Genomic DNA, 18020 nt, shown 5'->3' with positions numbered 1-18020 from the left:
TGGTACGGGGGTCCGCCCGCACCCGTGGGGAGGAAAGATGGCAGATCGGCATACACCCTGGGCCGAGCGGACCGTGGAGGTGCCGCCGCAGCGCACGGCTCCCGGCGCAGCGGACGCGGACCAGCCGACGGCACCGGACGCGGACCAGCCGACGGCACCGGGTGTCGCCGGCCTTTTCCGGCGCGGGGTGGCGCAGGTCGGCCGGGGCGGGCCGCCGCCGACCGCCGAGTTCACCGCGCCGCACGAGCCGACCGGCACGGGCTGGCCGTCGGAGGTCGGGCCGGGCTGGTCGGACGGCCGGATCCGACCGCCCCGGCCACCGCTGAGTCAGCAGCTCGCCCAGCTGCGTCGCGGTGGCGAGTGGAGCGTGCTGGGTGGCCTGTTCGCCTTCGTCTGTTGGGGGGTCTGGGCCATCTCCGCCAGGGGGAACCTGGCCAGCCCGGTGCTGACCTTCGTGTTGACGATGCTGGTCGGGGCGGGTCTGTTCGCGCTGTGCCGGGTGATCGGCCGGGTGGTGCTGGAACGCCAGCTGGGTCGGGTCCGACACGGTGCCCGTGCCGCGCACATGGTGACCGGGGCGTACCTGATCGTTGTCGGGTTCGCCTACCTGCGGCAGACCGAATGGGTGGTCAGCGTCTGGAACTGGTTCGCTGGTTGGTTCTGACGTGCTGAGATTCCGGGTTCCCACGTCGTGACCGGGCGCGGGACGTTCTGACCGAGCGCGGGAGCCGGGCCGGGCGGCTACCGTGACGGCATGCGCAGTCGCGGCGCGGTGCTCCTGGGCGTCTGGTGCCTTCTGCTGGCCGCCGGCCAGACCGCGGCCTTCGGCGTGGTCTGGTGGGTCTTCGTGCGGACCTGGCGCGGCCAGTGGCTGGACACCATCGCGCTGACCGGCAACTCGATCGGCCAGGACGAGGCGTACGGGCCGGCGAACACCGTGCTCGGTGTGGTCTCGGTGGCCTCGCTCGCCCTGGCCACCGGGGTGATCGGGTTCATCGCGCTGATCCGGGGCCGGGTCCTGCTGGCGGTGGTCGCCACCGGGGTGATCGCCGGCTCCAACCTGACCACCCAGTGGGTCAAGTACGCCGTCGCCCGGCCGTCGTTCGGGGTCGACCCGGTCGACGCGAACCTGGCCAACAGCCTGCCCAGCGGGCACACCACGGTTGCCGCCTCGGTCGCGGTGGCGCTGGTCCTGGTGCTGCCAGCGGCACTGCGCGGCATCGGCGCCCTCGCTGGTGCCGGTTACGCGGCGGCCGCCGGGGTCGCCACCCTGTCCGCCGGCTGGCACCGGCCCAGCGACGCGGTGGCGGCGCTGCTGGTCGTCGGGGCGTGGGCGGCGGCCGGGATGCTCGCGCTCACGCTGGCCCGGTCGCCGGACGACGAGCTGCGCCCTAGCGAACACCACCCGATGTCGCTGGCGCTGCTGCTGCTCGCCGGGGTCGGACTGCTGGCGGCGGCCGGGGCCGCGATGGCGGTGACCGACCAGGTGACCGGGCTGCCGCTGGAGGCGCTGAGCCGTCGGCGGCTGTTCGTGGCGTACGCGGGCAGCGCGGCGGGGATCGCCGGAACGGCAGCGGTCACCCTGGCCCTGGTGCTGGGGACGGCCGGCTACACCGTACCGGCCCCGGCGTCCACCAACCCGGATCCGGCGGGTGGGAACTGAACCGGTTGGGGTGGAACCGATCGGGATCGAGCGACGTCTCAGCAGACATGACGATTTTTCGAGGCGTACGGGCGGCGGCCACCGCCGCCTCCCTGTTGCTGCTCACCGCCGCGTGCGGACAGAACCCGGGCACCGACTCGTCCACCGACGGCGCCGCCGGCGGGTCGTCGCTGCCGGCCGACACGCTGGTCCTGCGGGTGGACCACACCGGCGGCTTCACCATGCCGGCGGCGTTGCTGACCCGGCTACCGGTGGTCAGCGTGTACGCCGACGGCCGAGTGATCACCCAGGGCCCCACCATCCTGGTCTACCCCGGTCCGGCCATGCCGAACCTGCAGGTGCAGACGATCAGCGCGGAGCAGGTCGACGAGCTGGTCAAGCAGGCGCTGGCCGCCGGGGTCGGCACCGAGCAGGACCTGGGCCGGCCGCCGGTGGCCGACGCGACGTCGACCCGGTTCACCGTGCTGACCGACAACGGCGTCGAACAACTCGAGGTCTACGCGTTGTCCGACGACGCCTCCGGTGACGCCGGGCTGACCGAGGAGCAGGTCGCCGCCCGGGACAAGCTGCGGGACTTCGCCGACTCGCTCACCGAGCTGTCCGGCGGTGTCGGCGCGGCACCGGAGGACTCCGAGCCGTACGTCGCGCACGCGATCGCCGCGGTCGCCGAGCCGTGGGTGGCGGTCGACGAGTCCGTCGACGCCAGCCAGCCGGAGGTGGCCTGGCCCGGCCCGGAACTGCCCGGCGAAGCGCTGTCCGAGACGCTCGATCTCGGCTGCGTGACGGTCACCGGGGAGGCGTTGGAGAAGTTGCGGTCCGCAGCGGCGGACGCGACCACCGCCACCCCGTGGACGTCGGCGGGTAAGCGGTGGACGGTGACCCTGCGCCCGCTGCTGCCGGACGAGACGGACTGCTCGGACCTCACCGCCGCGGGCTGATTCCTCCCCAGCCCGCGCTGTGCGGACTCAGTCGGTCTCGTAGCCGAGGTTGGGGCGCAGCCAGCGCTCCACCTCGGCGAGCGGCATCCCACGCCGGGCCGCGTAGTCCTCGGCCTGGTCCCGGCCGATGCGTCCGACAGTGAAGTACCGCGACGCCGGGTGGGCGAAGAGCAGACCGCTGACGCTGGCTGCCGGGGTCATCGCCCCGGACTCGGTCAGCTCGATGCCGGCCCGCCCGGCGCCCAGCAGGTCGAACAACTGCCACTTCTCACTGTGGTCCGGGCTGGCCGGGTAGCCCAGCGCCGGTCGGATGCCGCGGAACCGCTCGGCGTGCAGGTCGGCCACGTCCGGGTCGGCGTCCGGCTCGTACCAGTCCCGTCGGGCCCGCAGGTGCAGGTGCTCGGCGAACGCCTCGGCCAGCCGGTCCGCCAACGCCTTCACCATGATCGCCCGGTAGTCGTCCTGAGCGGCCTCGTATCCGGCGGCCAGCTCCTCCGCGCCGTGCACGGCCACCGCGAAACCACCGAGATGGTCCCCGGCCGGTGCCACGTAGTCGGCGAGGCAGCGGTTCGGCCGCCCGGCGGGTTTGGTGGTCTGCTGGCGCAGCATCGGGATCCGTACCGGCCGGTCGGTGTCGGTGCCGCCGCCCGGCGGGTCGGCCTGTCCGGCGGCGACAACCAGGTCGTCGCCCTCGGAGTGGGCCGGCCAGAAGCCGTAGACGCCGTGGGCCCGCAACGATCCGTCGGCGATGATCTGGTCGAGCATCGTGTTGGCGTCGTCGAACAGTTCGCGGGCGACCGGCTGCTCCAGAATTGCCGGGTACTTGCCCTTGAGCTCCCAGGCGAGGAAGAGAAACTGCCAGTCGATCATCGGTCGCAGCTCGTCGAGGCCGGGCTCGACGTACCGTACGCCGGTGAACGCCGGTACCGGCAGATCCTCGAAGGACACCGGCTCCGCGTTGGCCCGGGCCTGGGCGAGGGTGAGCAGCGGCTGCCGCCGGTTGGTGTGCTGCTCGCGCAGCCGGTCCTGCTCGGCCCGGTTGTCGCTGTCGAACTGCTCCACCCGGTCGGCGCTGAGCAGGTCGGAGACCACCCCGACCACCCGGGACGCGTCGAGCACGTGCACGGTGCTCCCGTCGTACGCCGGTGCGATCCGCACCGCGGTGTGCTGCCGGGAGGTGGTGGCCCCGCCGATCAGCAGCGGTAGTTTCAGCCCACGCCGCTGCATCTCGCCGGCGACGGTGACCATCTCGTCCAGCGACGGGGTGATCAGGCCGGACAGCCCGACCGCGTCGGCGTTCTCAGCGACCGCGGTGTCCAGGATCTTCGCGGCCGGCACCATCACTCCCAGGTCGATGACCCGGTAGTTGTTGCAGCCCAGCACCACCCCGACGATGTTCTTGCCGATGTCGTGCACGTCGCCCTTGACGGTGGCCAGCACCACGGTGCCCGGTCCGCGTTCCCCACCGCCCTCGGCGGCGGTCTCCTGCCCGGCCGGTGCGTTGGCGGCGTCCTGCCGGGCCTGTTCCTTCTCCGCTTCCAGGAACGGCTCCAGGTAGGCCACCGACCGTTTCATCACCCGGGCGCTCTTGACCACCTGCGGCAGGAACATCTTGCCCGAGCCGAACAGGTCGCCGACGACCTTCATGCCGTCCATCAACGGCCCCTCGATCACGTCGAGCGGCCGGGCCGCCAGTTGGCGGGCCTCCTCGGTGTCTGCCTCGATGAAGTCGACGATGCCGTGCACCAGCGCGTGCGACAGCCGGTCGGCGACCGGGGCGTCCCGCCAGGACAGGTCGACGGCGCGCTTCGTGCCGGAGCCGGAGACGGTGCCGGCGAAGGTCACCAGCCGGTCGGTGGCGTCCGGGCGGCGGTCGAACAGTACGTCCTCGACCAGCTCCAGCAGGTCGGCCGGGATGTCCTGGTAGACGGCGAGCTGCCCGGCGTTGACGATGCCCATGTCCAGCCCGGCCCGCACGGCGTGCAGCAGGAACGCCGAGTGCATCGCCTCGCGGACCACGTCGTTGCCCCGGAACGAGAACGACAGGTTGGAGATGCCGCCGCTGGTGCGGGCACCCGGGCAGCGCTGCTTGATCAGCGGCAGCGCGTCGATGAACGCCTTGGCGTACCCGTTGTGTTCGCTGATCCCGGTGGCGACGGCCAGCACGTTCGGGTCGAAGATGATGTCGGTGGGGTCGAACCCGGCTTCCCCGGTGAGCAGGTCGTACGCGCGGGCACAGATGTCGACCTTGCGTTCGGTGGTGTCCGCCTGGCCCAGCTCGTCGAAGGCCATCACCACCACCCCGGCCCCGTACTCGCGGATCTTGCGGGCCTGGTCGAGGAAGACCTCCTCGCCCTCCTTCAGGCTGATCGAGTTGACCACGGCCTTGCCCTGTACGCACTTGAGGCCGGCCTCCAGCACGCTCCACCGCGAGCTGTCGATCATGATCGGGATCCGGGCCACCTCGGGCTCGGTCGCGATCAGATTGAGGAAGGTCACCATCGCCTGCTCGCTGTCGAGCAGGTCGGCGTCCATGTTGACGTCGAGCAGGTTCGCCCCGCCCCGGACCTGGTCCAGCGCCACGTCCACGGCGGCCTGGAAGTCGCCGGCCTCGATCAGCCGGCGGAACTTCGCCGACCCGGTCACGTTGGTCCGCTCACCGATCATCACGAACCCGGTGTCCGGGCCGATCTCGAACGGCTCCAGCCCGCTGAACCGGCTGGTCCGCGCCGGCTGCGGCACCGGCCGCGGCGCCTTCCCGGCGACCGCCTCGGCGATTCGGGTGATGTGCGCCGGCGTGGTGCCGCAGCACCCGCCGACCAGGTTGACCATCCCGCTGTCGGCGAAGTCGGCCAGCATCGCGCCGGTCTCGTCGGGGGTCTGGTCGTAGCCGCCGAACGCGTTCGGTAGACCGGCGTTCGGGTGGGAGGCGACATAGCTGTCCGAGATGCGGGCCAACTCGGCCACGTGCGGGCGCATCTCCTCCGCGCCGAGCGAGCAGTTCACCCCGACGACCAGCGGCCGGGCGTGTTCGACGGAGCGCCAGAACGCCTCGACGGTCTGCCCGGACAGGGTCCGCCCGGACAGGTCGACGATGGTCACCGAAATCCACAGCGGCAGCTGCGGCACCACCTCGCGGGCCGCCGCGATCGCCGCCTTCGCGTTCAACGTGTCGAAGATCGTCTCGATGAGCAGCAGGTCGACGCCGCCCTCGGCGAGCGCCGTCAGCTGCTCGGCGTACGTCGCCTTCACCCGGTCGAAGGTGACGGCGCGGTAGGCCGGATCCTCCACCCGGGGCGACAACGACAGCGTGACGTTGAGCGGGCCGACCGAGCCGGCCACGAACCGGCCGCCGAACTCGTCGGCTGCCTGCCGGGCCAGCTGCGCGCCGCGCAGGTTCATCTCCGGCACGTACGCCTCCAGACCGTAGTCGGCCTGGGCGATGCTGGTCGCGGTGAACGTGTTGGTGGTGGTGATGTCCGCGCCGGCGGCCAGATACTGCCGGTGCACGTCGAGGATTACGTCCGGGCGGGTCAGGTTGAGCAGGTCCGGGTCGCCGGTGACGTCGCGGGGGTGGTCGCCGAACCGGTCGCCACGGTAGTCGGCCGGGGTGAGACCGGCACCCTGCAACATGGTGCCCCAGGCACCGTCGAGCACCGCGATCCGCTGACTAAGCAACTCCCGCAGCGCCCGCTCGCTGTCGCTGGCGCGTGACAAATGCTTCACCTGACACCTCCGCTGGTAGCTCGGAGGCGCCCTTGTCTGGTGGTCACGCCCGATCAGGGGCCGTGATCGTGGCCGAGCGTGGCGGGCTTCTCGCGGCCCGTCGCAGCGCCTCTCGACCTCGTGGTGATCCTACCCGTGGCCCGGTCCGGGCACCCGGATGATTCTAGCCGGCCCGGTCGGACACACCAGTGACCCGGCTGTTGCGGTCTTCGCACACCTGTCGGGTAGCTTCGGTGACCGGCTCCGCCGCCAGCGGACGCCCGGCAGCCATCCGGACCGACGGGAGATCTATCGACATGGGCAGGAAGACGGTGTACGTCTCCGATTTCAGCGGTGCCGTGCTGGACTCGGCGGACGAGCTGGTGCGGATCGTCGTCCTCGAACATCCCGACCTGGTCGCCGGTCCGGTGCGGCTGGAGGCCCGGCCGGACGAGGTGGAGAGCATCGACGACGCGGCGCTCGACGTCGCCGTCGTGGAGATCCACGACGGACAGGGCGATGGCGAACCACGTCGGGTGGTACTGACCGCCAGCGAGTTCGACTCGCTCGCCACCGACGTGCCGATGGCCCAGCTGCTGCGTACCGCCGAGCGGGTCAAACCGGCCAAGGCCAGCCGCAAGGCCGCCGAGCGGGTCGACTACGCGACCCTGGAGCACGCCGGCAAACCGCACCGCGGCAAGACCACCGACGATGAGGCCAGGCTGGTCCGCGACCACCTCGACGAAATCAATAAGCGGTTGGCCGACGAAGGGCTGCGCCAGATCGATCCGGCCGATCCCGACCACGCCGAGCGGTACGGCTTCGCCCGCACGGCCGATCCCGGCTGACGTCGAGCTCGCCACCCCAGCTGACCTGACCTGAATTGTCGGTCCGCCTCGGCATACTCCGGTTCGGGCCGGCGACGTCGCCGGCCGGTGACCAGAGGTGACCAGGAGGGATCGATGGGGACACCGCACACCGGGGCGCTGCTCGCGATCGGCACGGAGAAGGGTCTGTTCCTCGCGACCAGCACCGACGACCGGCGCGGCTGGCAGGTCAGCGGCCCGCACTTCCCGATGACCGCGGTGTACGCGGTGGCGATCGACAAACGCCGGGCGGCGCCCCGGCTGCTCGCCTCGGTGGCCAGCTCGCACTACGGGCCCAGCGTCGCGACCAGCGACGACCTCGGGCACACCTGGTCCGAGCCGGAGCAGCCGCCGGTCGCCTTCCCGGCCGACACCGGGGCCACCCTGGAGCGGGTCTGGCAGCTCACGCCGGCGTCGGCCGCCGAACCCGACGTGGTGTACGCCGGCAGCCAGCCCTCGGCGCTGTTCCGGTCGACCGACGGTGGGGCCAGCTTCGAGCTGGTCCGGCCGTTGTGGGAGCACCCGCACCGGCCGCAGTGGGAGGCCGGCTTCGGCGGCCAGGCGATCCACACCGTCCTGCCCGACCCGCGGGACCCGGCGGCCATGCTGGTCGCCATGTCCACCGGCGGCGTCTACCGGTCCGCCGACGCCGGGGCGAGCTGGGCACCCGGCAACACCGGCATCCGCGCGTACTTCCTGCCCGACGAGTGGCCCGAGTTCGGCCAGTGTGTGCACAAGGTGGCCCGGGACGCCGTCGACCCGGACCGGCTGTACGCGCAGAACCACCACGGCGTCTACCGCTCCGACGACGCCGGGGCCACCTGGTCGTCGATCGCCGACGGCCTGCCCAGCGACTTCGGCTTCCCGATCGCCACCCACCCGCACCGGTCCGGGGTGATCTACACGTTCCCGCTGGTCGCCGACTCGCGGCGGTTCCCGGTCGACGACCGGTGCCGGGTGTTCCGGTCCGCCGACGCCGGTGCCACCTGGCAGCCGCTGACCGCCGGACTGCCGCAGCACCCGTACTATCCGGCGGTGCTGCGTGACGCGCTGACCACCGATGACGCGTCGACCGCCGGGGTCTACTTCGGCACCCGCAGCGGGGACGTGTTCGCCAGCCGTGACGAGGGCGATTCCTGGCAGCCGGTCGCCACCGGCCTGCCGGACGTGCTCTGTGTCCGGGCCGCGGTGGTGTGAGGTGGTGACGCTGCTGGTGCCGGGCGCGCTGCGGGCGGACAGCGGTGGGCAGGCCCGGCTCTGCGTCGACGCCGACGGCACGCTGCGGGCGGTCCTCGACGAGGTGACCCGCCGCTGGCCACGACTCGCCCGCCGGATCCGCGACGAGCAGGGCCAGATCCGGCGGTACGTGAATGTCTACGTCGACGGTGCCGACCACCGGCACAGCGGCGGTCTGGACACCCCGGTCCCGGCCGGTGCCCAGGTGCAGGTGATCCCGTCGGTCGCTGGCGGGTGACCCGGCACACGTCATTCCGGGCGGTGGCGCGGGGCATGATCCGATGGTGCCCAGTCTCCTGATCGACCTCGGCCCGTTGCGGGCCAGCGCGCCGTACCGCCGGATGTGGCTCGGCGCCTCGCTGTCCGGCATCGGCACCAGCCTGACCACGGTGGCGGTCGGTCTGCAGGTCTACGCTCTCACCGGTTCCACATTCAACGTCGGCCTGGTCGGGTTCTTCGCGCTGGTGCCGCTGGTGGCGCTGGGCCTGTACGGCGGTGCGGTGGTCGACGCGTACGACCGGCGGCGGGTGGTGGTTGCCACCTCCACCGGCCTGTTGCTGGTCGGGGTGGGTTTCACCGGGCAGGCGCTGTTCGACGTCGGCAGCGTCGGGCTGCTGTACGGCCTGGTCGCGGCGCAGAACGGGCTGTTCGCGATCAACAATCCGGCCCGTACCGCGATCGTGCCGAGGCTGCTGCCGATCGGCCTGCTGCCGGCGGCGAACGCCCTGTCCAACCTGTCCATGGGTGTGGCCTACACGGCCGGGTCGTTGCTGGCCGGGGTGCTGGTCGGCTGGTGGGGCTACCCCGGGACCTACCTGATCGAGGTGGCGTTGGTGGCGGTGGCCCTGGCCACCCTGGTGGCGTTGCCGTCGATCCCACCGGAAGGCGAGGTCCGCCGGGCCGGGCTCGCCTCGGTCTGGGAAGGCCTGCGGTTCCTCGGCACCCGGCCGAACGTGCGGATGACGTTCCTGGTCGACCTGGCGGCGATGGTGCTGGCCATGCCCCGGGTGCTGTTCCCGGCGATCGGCGCGACCGCGCTCGGCGGCGGGGCCACCACGGTGGGGCTGCTCACTGCCGGCATCGCCGGCGGCACCCTGGCGGCGAGCCTGCTCTCCGGGCCGCTGGGTGCGGTGCGCCGGCAGGGCCTGGCGGTGCTGGTGTCGGTGGCCGGCTGGGCGGTGGCGATCACCGTGTTCGGGCTGATCGTCGTTGCGGCGCCGGGGCCGGCACCGGGCGGTGGTGCGCATCCGCTGCTGTGGGCGGCGGTGGCGGTGCTGCTGCTGGCCGGCGCGGCAGACGCGGTCAGTTCGGTGTTCCGGATGACGATCCTGCAGGCGGCGACGCCGGACGCGCTGCGCGGTCGGCTGCAGGGGGTGTTCATCGTGGTGGTCGCCGGTGGCCCGCAGCTGGGCCAGTTGGTGCTCGGCGCCACCGCGCAGTTGACCGGTGAGGCGGTCGCGGCGGTCGCCGGTGGCCTGGCCTGCCTGGTGGTGCTGGCGGCGCTGGCCCGCCACCAGCCGACGTTCGCTCACTACGACGCCCGGGATCCCACTCCGTGAGCGACCGTCCGGCACCGGGCACAATGGTCTGCGCCGACCCGAGGGTCCGCACCGGCGAACACCCCCCGCCGGTTCACCCCAGCGCCGAAGGAGCCGCTTCGATGGACAGATTCGCCGACCGGGTCGCCCTGGTCACCGGAGCCGCGCAGGGTATCGGGGCAGCCACCGCCCGGCGGTTGGCCGCCGAGGGTGCCACGGTGGCGGTGGTCGACCTGACCGCCGAGCGGGCCGGTCCGGTGGTCGACGAGATCGTCGCGGCCGGCGGCAGCGCGGTCGCGGTCGGCTGTGACGTGACCGACCCGGTCGCCGTCGACGCGATGGTCGACCAGACAGTCGACGCGCACGGGCGGCTCGACATCCTGGTCAACAACGCCGGGATCACCCGGGACAACCTGCTGTTCCGGATGCCGGCCGACGACTGGGACGCGGTGCTGCGCACCAACCTGTCCAGCATGTTCCACTGCTGCCGGGCGGCGCAGCGGCACATGGTGCCGGCCCGCTACGGCAAGATCGTCAACCTGAGCAGCCGGTCGGCGCTGGGCAACCGTGGTCAGGTCAACTACGCCGCCGCCAAGGCCGGCGTGCAGGGGCTCACCGCCACCCTGGCGATCGAACTGGGGCCGTACGGGATCAACGTGAACGCGGTCGCACCCGGCTTCGTGGCGACGTCGATGACTGCGGCGGTGGCCGCCCGGATCGGGGTCGACCCGGACGAGCACCGCCGGCAGGTCGCGGAGCAGACGCCGCTGCGCCGAGTCGGCCAGCCGGCTGAAATCGCCTCGGTGATCGCCTTCCTGGCCAGCGAGGACGCGTCCTACGTCAGCGGGCAGACGCTGTACGTCAACGGTGGTGCCCGGTAACCCGGCCCGCCGCTCACAGCTCCCGGTAGGTGGCGTGGTCGAAGTCGGCGTACCCGCCGTCGTTGCCGATGTCCTGCACCCACAGTCCGACGAAGGCGCCGGTGAAGCCCCAGGCCTCCGGCTCGCCGTCGGTCATCCGGGCGGCGTACTCGTCGGACAGGATGGTGGCGTCCAGCTCGACCGGCAGCTCGCGCCAGTGGTCGCCCCGGTGGTAGCCGAACCTCAGCACCGGGCCGTCGAACACCACCCGCAGCCCGAGCCGTGCGACGTCGGTGACGTCGACGCTGGCCTGCGGGTGGGACTGTCGGCGGCCGCTGTCGCAGCTGAGCAGCTGCAGCTCCTGGCGCCCGTCGTCGGTGCGGGTCAGATAGGCGTAGTGCCAGTTCTCGGTGTTGTAGTAGCCGGTGACCCCGGCGAGCTGGCGGGGGGTGGCCGCGCGGAACTCGACGAGCGTCTCGAGGACGCAGTTCGGTGCGGTCACCCGGCGGGCGACCAGGCTGGGGCGTTGCCGTCCGACCGGAGACTGGCCGCCGACGATGCGCAGGTGTGAGGGGCGGCTGGTCAGGTCGGTCCAGTCCGGCCCGGCCGGTCGGCGCAGGGTCGACCAGCGCGGGCCGAGGGTCGCGGCGTCGAAGTGGTCGGTGGACGGCTCGGCGGGCCAGGGGTGCGCCGGCAGGTCGGGGGCGGGCACCTGCTCGGCCGGGATCTGGCCGGCGACCCGCGGCCAGCCGTCGGCGGACCAGTCGACCCGCTGGATCGCGGTTTCCCGGCCGAGGACGCACCGCCCGAGTGGGCTGTAGGGCCGACCGACCAGGTGGGCGAGGTACCACTCGCCGCGCTGGGTCTGCACCAGGCTGCCGTGCCCGGCCTTCTGCAGGGCCAGCTCGGGGCGGCCGACGGAGGTGAGCATCGGTCCGGCCGGGTCGGCCTCGTACGGCCCGAGCAGGGCGCGGGACCGCGCGACGGTCACCTGGTGCTCCCAGCTGGTGCCGCCCTCCGCGGTGACCAGGTAGTACCACCCGTCGTGCCGGTAGATGTGCGGGCCTTCGGTGAGCCCGGTCGGCGTACCGGTGAAGATGGTGACCGGGTCGCCGACCAGCCGCCGGGCGTCGCGGTCGTAGCGCTGGATCTCGATGCCGCCGAACCGGTCGCGCCCCGGCCGCCAGTCGGCGGTCATCGCCAGCAGCCAGGTGCTGCCATCGTCGTCGTGGAACAGCGACGCGTCGAAGCCGTGGGCGTGCAGCGGCACCGGGTCGGACCACGGGCCGTCGATCGACGGGGCGGTGATCAGGTAGTTCTGCGGGTCCCAGTAGCCGCTGGCGAAGCTGGCGACGTCGCTGTAGACCAGGTGGAACAGTCCGTGTGCGTACGTCAGGTCGGGTGCCCACACCCCGCACGAGTCCCCGGCACCGGTCAGGTCCAGCAGCCGTCGTTCGGTGAGGATCCCGTCGAGCGGGCGCCAGTGCACCAGGTCCCGAGAGTGGTGCAGGGTCACCCCCGGGTACCACTCGAAGGTCGACGTGGCCAGGTAGTAGTCGTCGCCGACGCGCAGCACCGACGGGTCGGGGTAGAACCCGCGCAGCACGGGGTTGGTGATGACCCGGGCCGAGGTGGCCACGTCGGTCGTGTCGGTCGGCATCGGTGGTCCTCCGGGCTTGGCTGGCGAAATCTTCGGCAGTTTTCCGGAAAGTATGCCACTCGAGGAGGCTTCTGCGGCCCGTTGACGACGGTCGTTGTGTGGAAACCGGGTCTTGACCGGGCGGTAACGCCGCCGTAGCGTGCGCAACGTCACCAATTCATGGCGTTCCGCAGGTGAAATTTTCGGTGACACCGGTCGATTGCTCGGCATTCAGCGGTGGGTGGGACCACGCTCGCCGCTTACCTGAGGGGACGGCACATGGCGACACCGATCCACTTCTCCCGCCGTACGCTGCTGAGCCTCGCCGGCCTCGGAGCCGGCGCGGTCGCGCTCGGCGGGTGCGGCGACTCCGGAAGCGACAGTGCGGGCATCGAGTGGTGGCACATCCAGAACACCGACCCGATGCTGCCCGTCTGGGCGGCGTTCGCGGAGGAGTTCCAGGCGCAGAACGAAGGCGTCGGCATCACCATCACCCCGCTGGAGAACGAGGCGTTCAAGGCCAGGCTGACCACGGTCACCCAGGCCGGCGACCCGCCGGACATCTACCACACCTGGGGCGGCGGCGTGCTCCGGCAGCAGGTCGAGGCCGGGCTGTGCCAGGACATCACCGACGCGGTCGCCCCCTGGCGGGACATCCTGCAGCCGGCCTCGACGCTGCCGTACGAGATCGACGGACGGCTTTACGGCGTACCGTTCGACATCGGCATGGTCGGTTTCTGGTACAACAAGGCGCTGTTCGCCGACGCTGGCATCACCGCACCGCCGCGGACCTGGGCCGAGTACCTCGAGGTCGTCGGCCGACTCAAGTCAGCCGGGATCACACCGATCGCGCTGGCCGGCGGCGAGAAGTGGCCCGGCCACTACTACTGGGCCTACCTCGCGATGCGCATCGGCGGCGTCGAGGCGCTGAGCCAGGCCGGCGAGGACAACAACTTCACCACCCCGGCGTTCATCGGCGCCGGCGAACGGCTCGCCGAGCTGGTCGCCCTCGAACCGTTCCAGGAGGGCTTCCTCGGCGCGTCGTACGGTGAACCCGACGGCCAGGCCGCGGCGATGGGCAACGGTGACGCGGCGATGGAGCTGATGGGCCAGTGGGCCCCGGCTGTCCAGGAGGAGGCGTCCGGCGTCGAGGGCGGGATCGGCACCGACCTCGGCTTCTTCCCGTTCCCGGCGGTCGACGGCGGTCAGGGATCGGCCTCCGACGCGTTCGGCGGTGGCGGCGGGTTCGCCATCGGCCGCGACGCCTCGCCGGTCGCGATCCGGTTCCTGGAGTTCATCAGCCAGGTGGACAAGCAGCGCCGGGCCGCCGCAACCGGCGCGTTCCTGCCGGTCACCATCGGCGCCGAGGACGCGATCGAGGACCCCAACCTCGCCGCCGTCGCCGAGACCCTGGCCGACGCCAGCAACTTCCAGCTCTACCTGGACCAGGCGTACGCACCGGCGGTCGGCCAGGAGGTCAACGACCGGGTCGCCGAACTGATCGCCGGGCAGATGACCCCGGAGCAGGTCGCCGAGGCCGTCACCGTCGTCGCTCAGCGCTGACCGGCGACGATGGACCGCAACCTGAGACGTCGCCGGATCAGCGACCGGATCACCATCGGCCTGTTCCTGCTGCCGGCGCTGGTGCTGTTCGGCGTGCTGGTCGTCGTCCCGATCCTGGTCGCGGCGTACACCAGTCTGTTCCGCTGGAACGGGTTCGGCGGCCTACCGACCGACTTCATCGGCCTGGACAACTTCGTCCGGCTGCTCGACGACCCGGTCTTCATCGGCGACCTGCGACGCGGGGCCCTGCTGGTGGTGCTGTCGGTCACCGTCCAGCTGCCGCTCGCGTTGGGGCTGGCCCTGCTGCTGAACCAGAAGCTGCGCGGCCGGGCGGTCTACCGGGTGCTGTTCTTCGCCCCGTACGTGCTGTCCGAGGTCATCACCGCGGTCCTGTTCACCATGGTCTTCAGCCCGAACCGGGGCCTGGCCAACCACGTGCTGGGCCTGGTCGGCCTGGAGAGCCTGAGCTCGACCTGGCTGTCCGACCCGGCGACCGTGCTGTACTCGGTGTTCCTGGTGATGACCTGGAAGTACTTCGGCTTCCACATGATCCTGCTGCTCGCCGGCAGACAGAACATCCCCCGGGAACTGCACGAGGCGGCGGCGACCGACGGCGCCGGCGGCTGGCAGATCTTCCGGCACGTCACGCTGCCGCTGCTGGCCCCGACCATCCGGATCTCGATGTTCCTGGCCGTGATCGGCAGCATCCAGCTGTTCGACCTGGTCTGGGTACTCACCGGCGGTGGTCCGCTGAACGCGTCGGAGACCATGGCGGTGACCATGTTCCAGTACGGGTTCCGGCGCTTCGAGGTGGGTTACGCCAGCGCGATCAGCATCGCGATGTTCCTGATCAGCCTGACCTTCGCCGTGCTGTACCAACGCTTCATCCTGCGCCGCGACCTCGAAGGAGCGATGACCACCATGGGGGACCAGCGATGAGCGCCCCGACCCGTACCGCACGGCCCCGGCCGCAGCGGGCCGACCGGGTTGCCGGCCGGGTGTCGCGGCTGCCCGGCCCGGCCCGGTCCCTGTCGTTGCACACCGTCTCGATCATCGTCGGGCTGATCATCGTCGTCCCGATCGCCTTCGCGCTGCTCGGCGGGTTCAAGGACAACCGCCAACTGTCCAACGATCCGTTCGGTCTGCCATCGCCGTGGATACCGGAGAACTACCTCGAGATCCTCGGCTCCGGATCGTTCTGGCGGCAGCTGTTCAACAGCACGCTGATCGCGCTGGCCACCGCGGTGATCGTGGTCGGGGTGGCGGCACTGGCGTCGTTCGTCTTCGCCCGGTACGCGTTCCGGGGGCGGGAACTGCTGTTCCTGTTCTTCACGATCGGGCTGATGTTCCCGTTCGCGGTCGCCATCCTGCCGCTGTTCATCCTGCTGCGCACCATGGGTCTGCTGGACAACCCGCTCGGGGTGATCCTGCCGCAGGCCGCGTTCGGCCTGCCGGTGACGATCATCATCCTGCGGTCCTTCTTCCGGGCCATACCGGGGGAGCTGGAGGAGTCGGCGATCCTCGACGGCTGTACGCCGTTCGGCTTCTTCTGGCGGATCCTGCTGCCGATGGCCCGGCCGGCGATCGCCACCGTGTCGGTGCTCGCCATCGTGGCCAGCTGGAACAACTTCATGCTTCCGCTGGTGGTGTTCAACGACCCGAACTGGTGGACCATCCCGGTGGGCGTGCAGGAGTTCCAGGGCCAGTACGCCGACGACAGCGCCAAGGTGCTGGCGTACGTCGTGCTGGCGATGGTCCCGGCGCTGGCCTTCTACTCGATCGCCGAACGTCAGCTGATCGGCGGGCTCACCGCCGGTGCCACCAAGGGCTGAGCTGGTGCCACCAGGGTTGACCGGGCGACCAAGGGCTGACCGGGCGACCCGGATGAGCGTCGCGCGGTGACGACAGTCCCGCCGAGCTGGCCGGTCGGCGGGACAAGCCGGCCCGGGGGTGGTTGTTCCGGCCGCCGGCGGTTGGTGAGACTGCGTGATCATGAGTCGTCGCAGTCTCGTGGCCGCCGTGGCCACCGTCCTCGCCGTGGCGGTCACCATCACCCTGGTGGTGCTGCACCGCCCCGGCGAGCCACTGACCGCGAGCGACCCGGCGGCCGGGGTGACCGTCCGGGTGGACGGCTCGTCGGTCGACGGCCGCGGCGCCCGCCTGCGGGTCGGCGTCGCCGACGACGCGCCGGGCTTCCCGGAGCCGAGCATGATCACCCCGCTCGGTGAGGTGACCAAGGTCGAACTCGACGGCGGCGAACTGACCGGGCCGGCCACCATCACCTTCGACTACCCGGCGGACGCACCGGTCGACGACATGTTCATCGCCGTCTACGTCGACGACTGGGGGCAGTGGCTGCCGCTCGGCGGCGACATCGACGCCGACGCCGGCACGATCACCACCCAGACCCGGCACTTCTCCCACTGGGTGCTCGCCGCGTGGGACGAGGAGGAGACCGCCGCGCAGGCGGCCCTGGCGCTGCAACGCGAGATCAACGCTAATCGTTACGTCGCCGGAATCGCCGGCATCCTGTCCGTACCGCCGCCGTCGGAGTGCCGCTACCAGGCCCTGCCGGTCCGGGTGGAGCTGGACAACTTCGTCCCCGGCCTGGACACCTGCGTGACCTTCCACCCCGACCGCGACGGCACCTACCAGTTCAGCATCGGCAACACCGTCGGCTACCCGCTGCTGCTGGATTTCCCACCGGCGTTGACCGTCGAGACGGCCCCCGACTCGGGCACCGGACCGACCGGGCGGGACAACATCTACACCGCGCTGATCGAGGACGTCCGGACGCTGATGGGCGACACGGCCGTGGTGCTCAGCTCCGGCACCCGGGTCACCTTCCGGCTCGACCCGGCCAAGCTGCCCGAGTCCGGCACGATCACCCTCAGCGCCCGGCTCGACTACGGCCACGTCCTGCTGGACGCCTCCGGTCTGCTGCTGCAGTTGCTGCTGCCGTTGAGCCCGGACAGCAGGGCGCTGCAGATGTGGCGGCAGTCCGAGAAGTACCTGCAGACGGCCGAGTGCATCCTCACCGAGAGCATCAAGCTCGGTCGGATCATCGGCAACCCGACCGGCAACGACATCACCGGTTGGGTGCTGTCCGCCGCGAACGCCTACTACGAAGGCGTGGTGCGGTGTGCCGAGCAGATTGTCGACTTCGTACTGAGATTCATGGAGAAGCCGGCGGAAACGTACGTCGAGGGGATCTTCAACGCGATCAGCAACAGCCTCGGTGGTCTGGTCAAGCGGCGGTTCGACGCGGTGCTGGCCGTCTGGCGTAACGCCGGGGCGATCCGGGAGCTGCTCTCCGGCACGGTGGAGCTGGCCCGGCAGAGCTTCACCGGCGACAGCGGCCGCCGGTCGGCGCGGCTGACCGTCACCGATCCGCCGCTGGACCGGCTGCACGAGGTGGTGCCGAGGCCGGGTGACGGCAACTACCGGGCCGGCACCGGACCGACCGACTTCGTGGTGACGCAGGAGAGCCAGTTTGCTCCGTTCGGCCCGTTCCGCGGCTGCCCGGGGGACCCGCAGTGGCAATTGGACTGGAGCTCGACCCCGCACGGTGTCGGCTACCTGTACCTCGGCGGGGCCAGCGACCTGATCAGCGCCCAGGTGCAGGTGTCGCACGTCCCGGCCGGGCAGCGGGCCGCCGTCGAGGCCTACCTGCGGCAGCTGGGGTCGGCCCAGTGCCGTGCCGAGCGCGCCGCCGCCGACTACACCGACTACGGGCCGGTGGTGACGGCCAAGGACTACCCGGCGGTCACCCTGGTCTGGAACGCGCTGGAACAGACCCCGGACTACCAGGCGGCCGGCAGCATCTGGTGGGGCTTTGACCCGCGTACCGGTTATCTGCTCAAGTTGCAGACCCAGCCGTTCGACAATCTTGAGATGCCGATCGGTGAGGTGACCGAGCACAGCGAGACCGCCTGGTACTACCTGGTGAAACGGGCCGAGGCGATGCTCGGGACCGGGCTGGCGCCGGCATCCTGACCGGTCAGGTCCCCTG

General features: G+C 71.4%; 14 protein-coding genes. 12 read left to right on the top strand and 2 right to left on the bottom strand.

Features of this window, described 5'->3' with window-relative positions; all coding sequences use genetic code 11:
- Window positions 1–37: 37 nt before the first annotated feature.
- From O7621_RS27740 to O7621_RS27730, 3 genes are all read left to right on the top strand, one after another.
- Window positions 38–664 carry a hypothetical protein gene (locus O7621_RS27740; RefSeq protein ID WP_282231934.1) on the top strand — a complete coding sequence of 209 codons (627 nt, stop codon included), beginning with the start codon at window positions 38–40 and terminating at the stop codon, window positions 662–664.
- A gap of 90 nt (window positions 665–754) precedes the next feature.
- Window positions 755–1663, top strand: a complete 909-nt coding sequence (locus tag O7621_RS27735; RefSeq protein ID WP_282231933.1) for a phosphatase PAP2 family protein — start codon at window positions 755–757, stop codon at window positions 1661–1663.
- A gap of 47 nt (window positions 1664–1710) precedes the next feature.
- Window positions 1711–2601 (top strand): hypothetical protein, encoded by an 891-nt coding sequence (locus tag O7621_RS27730; RefSeq protein ID WP_282231932.1) that lies wholly within the window; start codon window positions 1711–1713, stop codon window positions 2599–2601.
- A gap of 27 nt (window positions 2602–2628) precedes the next feature.
- Here the strand turns inward: O7621_RS27730 and metH are convergent, their stop codons facing one another.
- Window positions 2629–6318, bottom strand: a complete 3690-nt coding sequence (gene metH, locus O7621_RS27725; protein WP_282234763.1) for a methionine synthase — start codon at window positions 6316–6318, stop codon at window positions 2629–2631.
- Between the two features lie 305 nt (window positions 6319–6623).
- Between metH and O7621_RS27720 the strand changes: the two genes are divergently transcribed.
- The 5 genes from O7621_RS27720 (at window position 6624) to O7621_RS27700 (ending at window position 10827) form a co-directional block, all read left to right on the top strand.
- Window positions 6624–7154 carry a hypothetical protein gene (locus O7621_RS27720; protein WP_282231931.1) on the top strand — a complete coding sequence of 177 codons (531 nt, stop codon included), beginning with the start codon at window positions 6624–6626 and terminating at the stop codon, window positions 7152–7154.
- 114 nt (window positions 7155–7268) lie between these two features.
- Window positions 7269–8369: a sialidase family protein gene (locus O7621_RS27715; RefSeq protein ID WP_282231930.1), complete on the top strand. Its 1101-nt coding sequence runs from the start codon at window positions 7269–7271 to the stop codon at window positions 8367–8369.
- A 1-nt stretch (window position 8370) separates the two neighbouring features.
- The gene (locus O7621_RS27710) at window positions 8371–8646 is read left to right on the top strand and encodes a ubiquitin-like small modifier protein 1 (protein WP_282231929.1); all 276 of its coding nucleotides are present in this window, start codon (window positions 8371–8373) and stop codon (window positions 8644–8646) included.
- Window positions 8647–8692: 46 nt separating this feature from the next.
- Window positions 8693–9967, top strand: coding sequence for an MFS transporter (locus O7621_RS27705; RefSeq protein WP_282231928.1), 1275 nt, complete (start codon window positions 8693–8695; stop codon window positions 9965–9967).
- A 101-nt stretch (window positions 9968–10068) separates the two neighbouring features.
- Complete coding sequence (locus O7621_RS27700) at window positions 10069–10827, top strand: beta-ketoacyl-ACP reductase (RefSeq protein WP_282231927.1); 759 nt, start codon at window positions 10069–10071, stop codon at window positions 10825–10827.
- A 13-nt stretch (window positions 10828–10840) separates the two neighbouring features.
- On the opposite strand, the gene O7621_RS27695 is transcribed toward O7621_RS27700, so the two are convergent.
- Window positions 10841–12466, bottom strand: a complete 1626-nt coding sequence (locus O7621_RS27695) for a glycoside hydrolase family 43 protein (RefSeq protein ID WP_282231926.1) — start codon at window positions 12464–12466, stop codon at window positions 10841–10843.
- Window positions 12467–12724: 258 nt separating this feature from the next.
- On the opposite strand from O7621_RS27695, the gene O7621_RS27690 reads away from it, so the two are divergent.
- From O7621_RS27690 to O7621_RS27675, 4 genes are all read left to right on the top strand, one after another.
- On the top strand, window positions 12725–14008 hold the full coding sequence (locus O7621_RS27690; RefSeq protein WP_282231925.1) for an extracellular solute-binding protein: 1284 nt from the start codon (window positions 12725–12727) through the stop codon (window positions 14006–14008).
- Between the two features lie 9 nt (window positions 14009–14017).
- Window positions 14018–14947, top strand: coding sequence for a sugar ABC transporter permease (locus O7621_RS27685; protein ID WP_282231924.1), 930 nt, complete (start codon window positions 14018–14020; stop codon window positions 14945–14947).
- Entirely contained in the window at window positions 14944–15840 is an 897-nt protein-coding gene (locus O7621_RS27680; RefSeq protein WP_282231923.1) for a carbohydrate ABC transporter permease, read from the top strand. Before O7621_RS27685 ends, O7621_RS27680 begins: the two co-directional genes overlap by 4 nt.
- 160 nt (window positions 15841–16000) lie before the next feature.
- A complete protein-coding gene (locus O7621_RS27675; protein ID WP_282231922.1) occupies window positions 16001–18004 on the top strand; it encodes a hypothetical protein in 2004 nt (667 codons plus the stop codon).
- Window positions 18005–18020: the final 16 nt, after the last annotated feature.

This window comes from Solwaraspora sp. WMMD937 (assembly GCF_029581175.1).
Classification (GTDB): Bacteria; Actinomycetota; Actinomycetes; order Mycobacteriales; family Micromonosporaceae; genus Micromonospora_E.
Note: the sequence above shows the minus strand (reverse complement) of the source record. Positions and strands in the feature narration are given on the sequence as shown.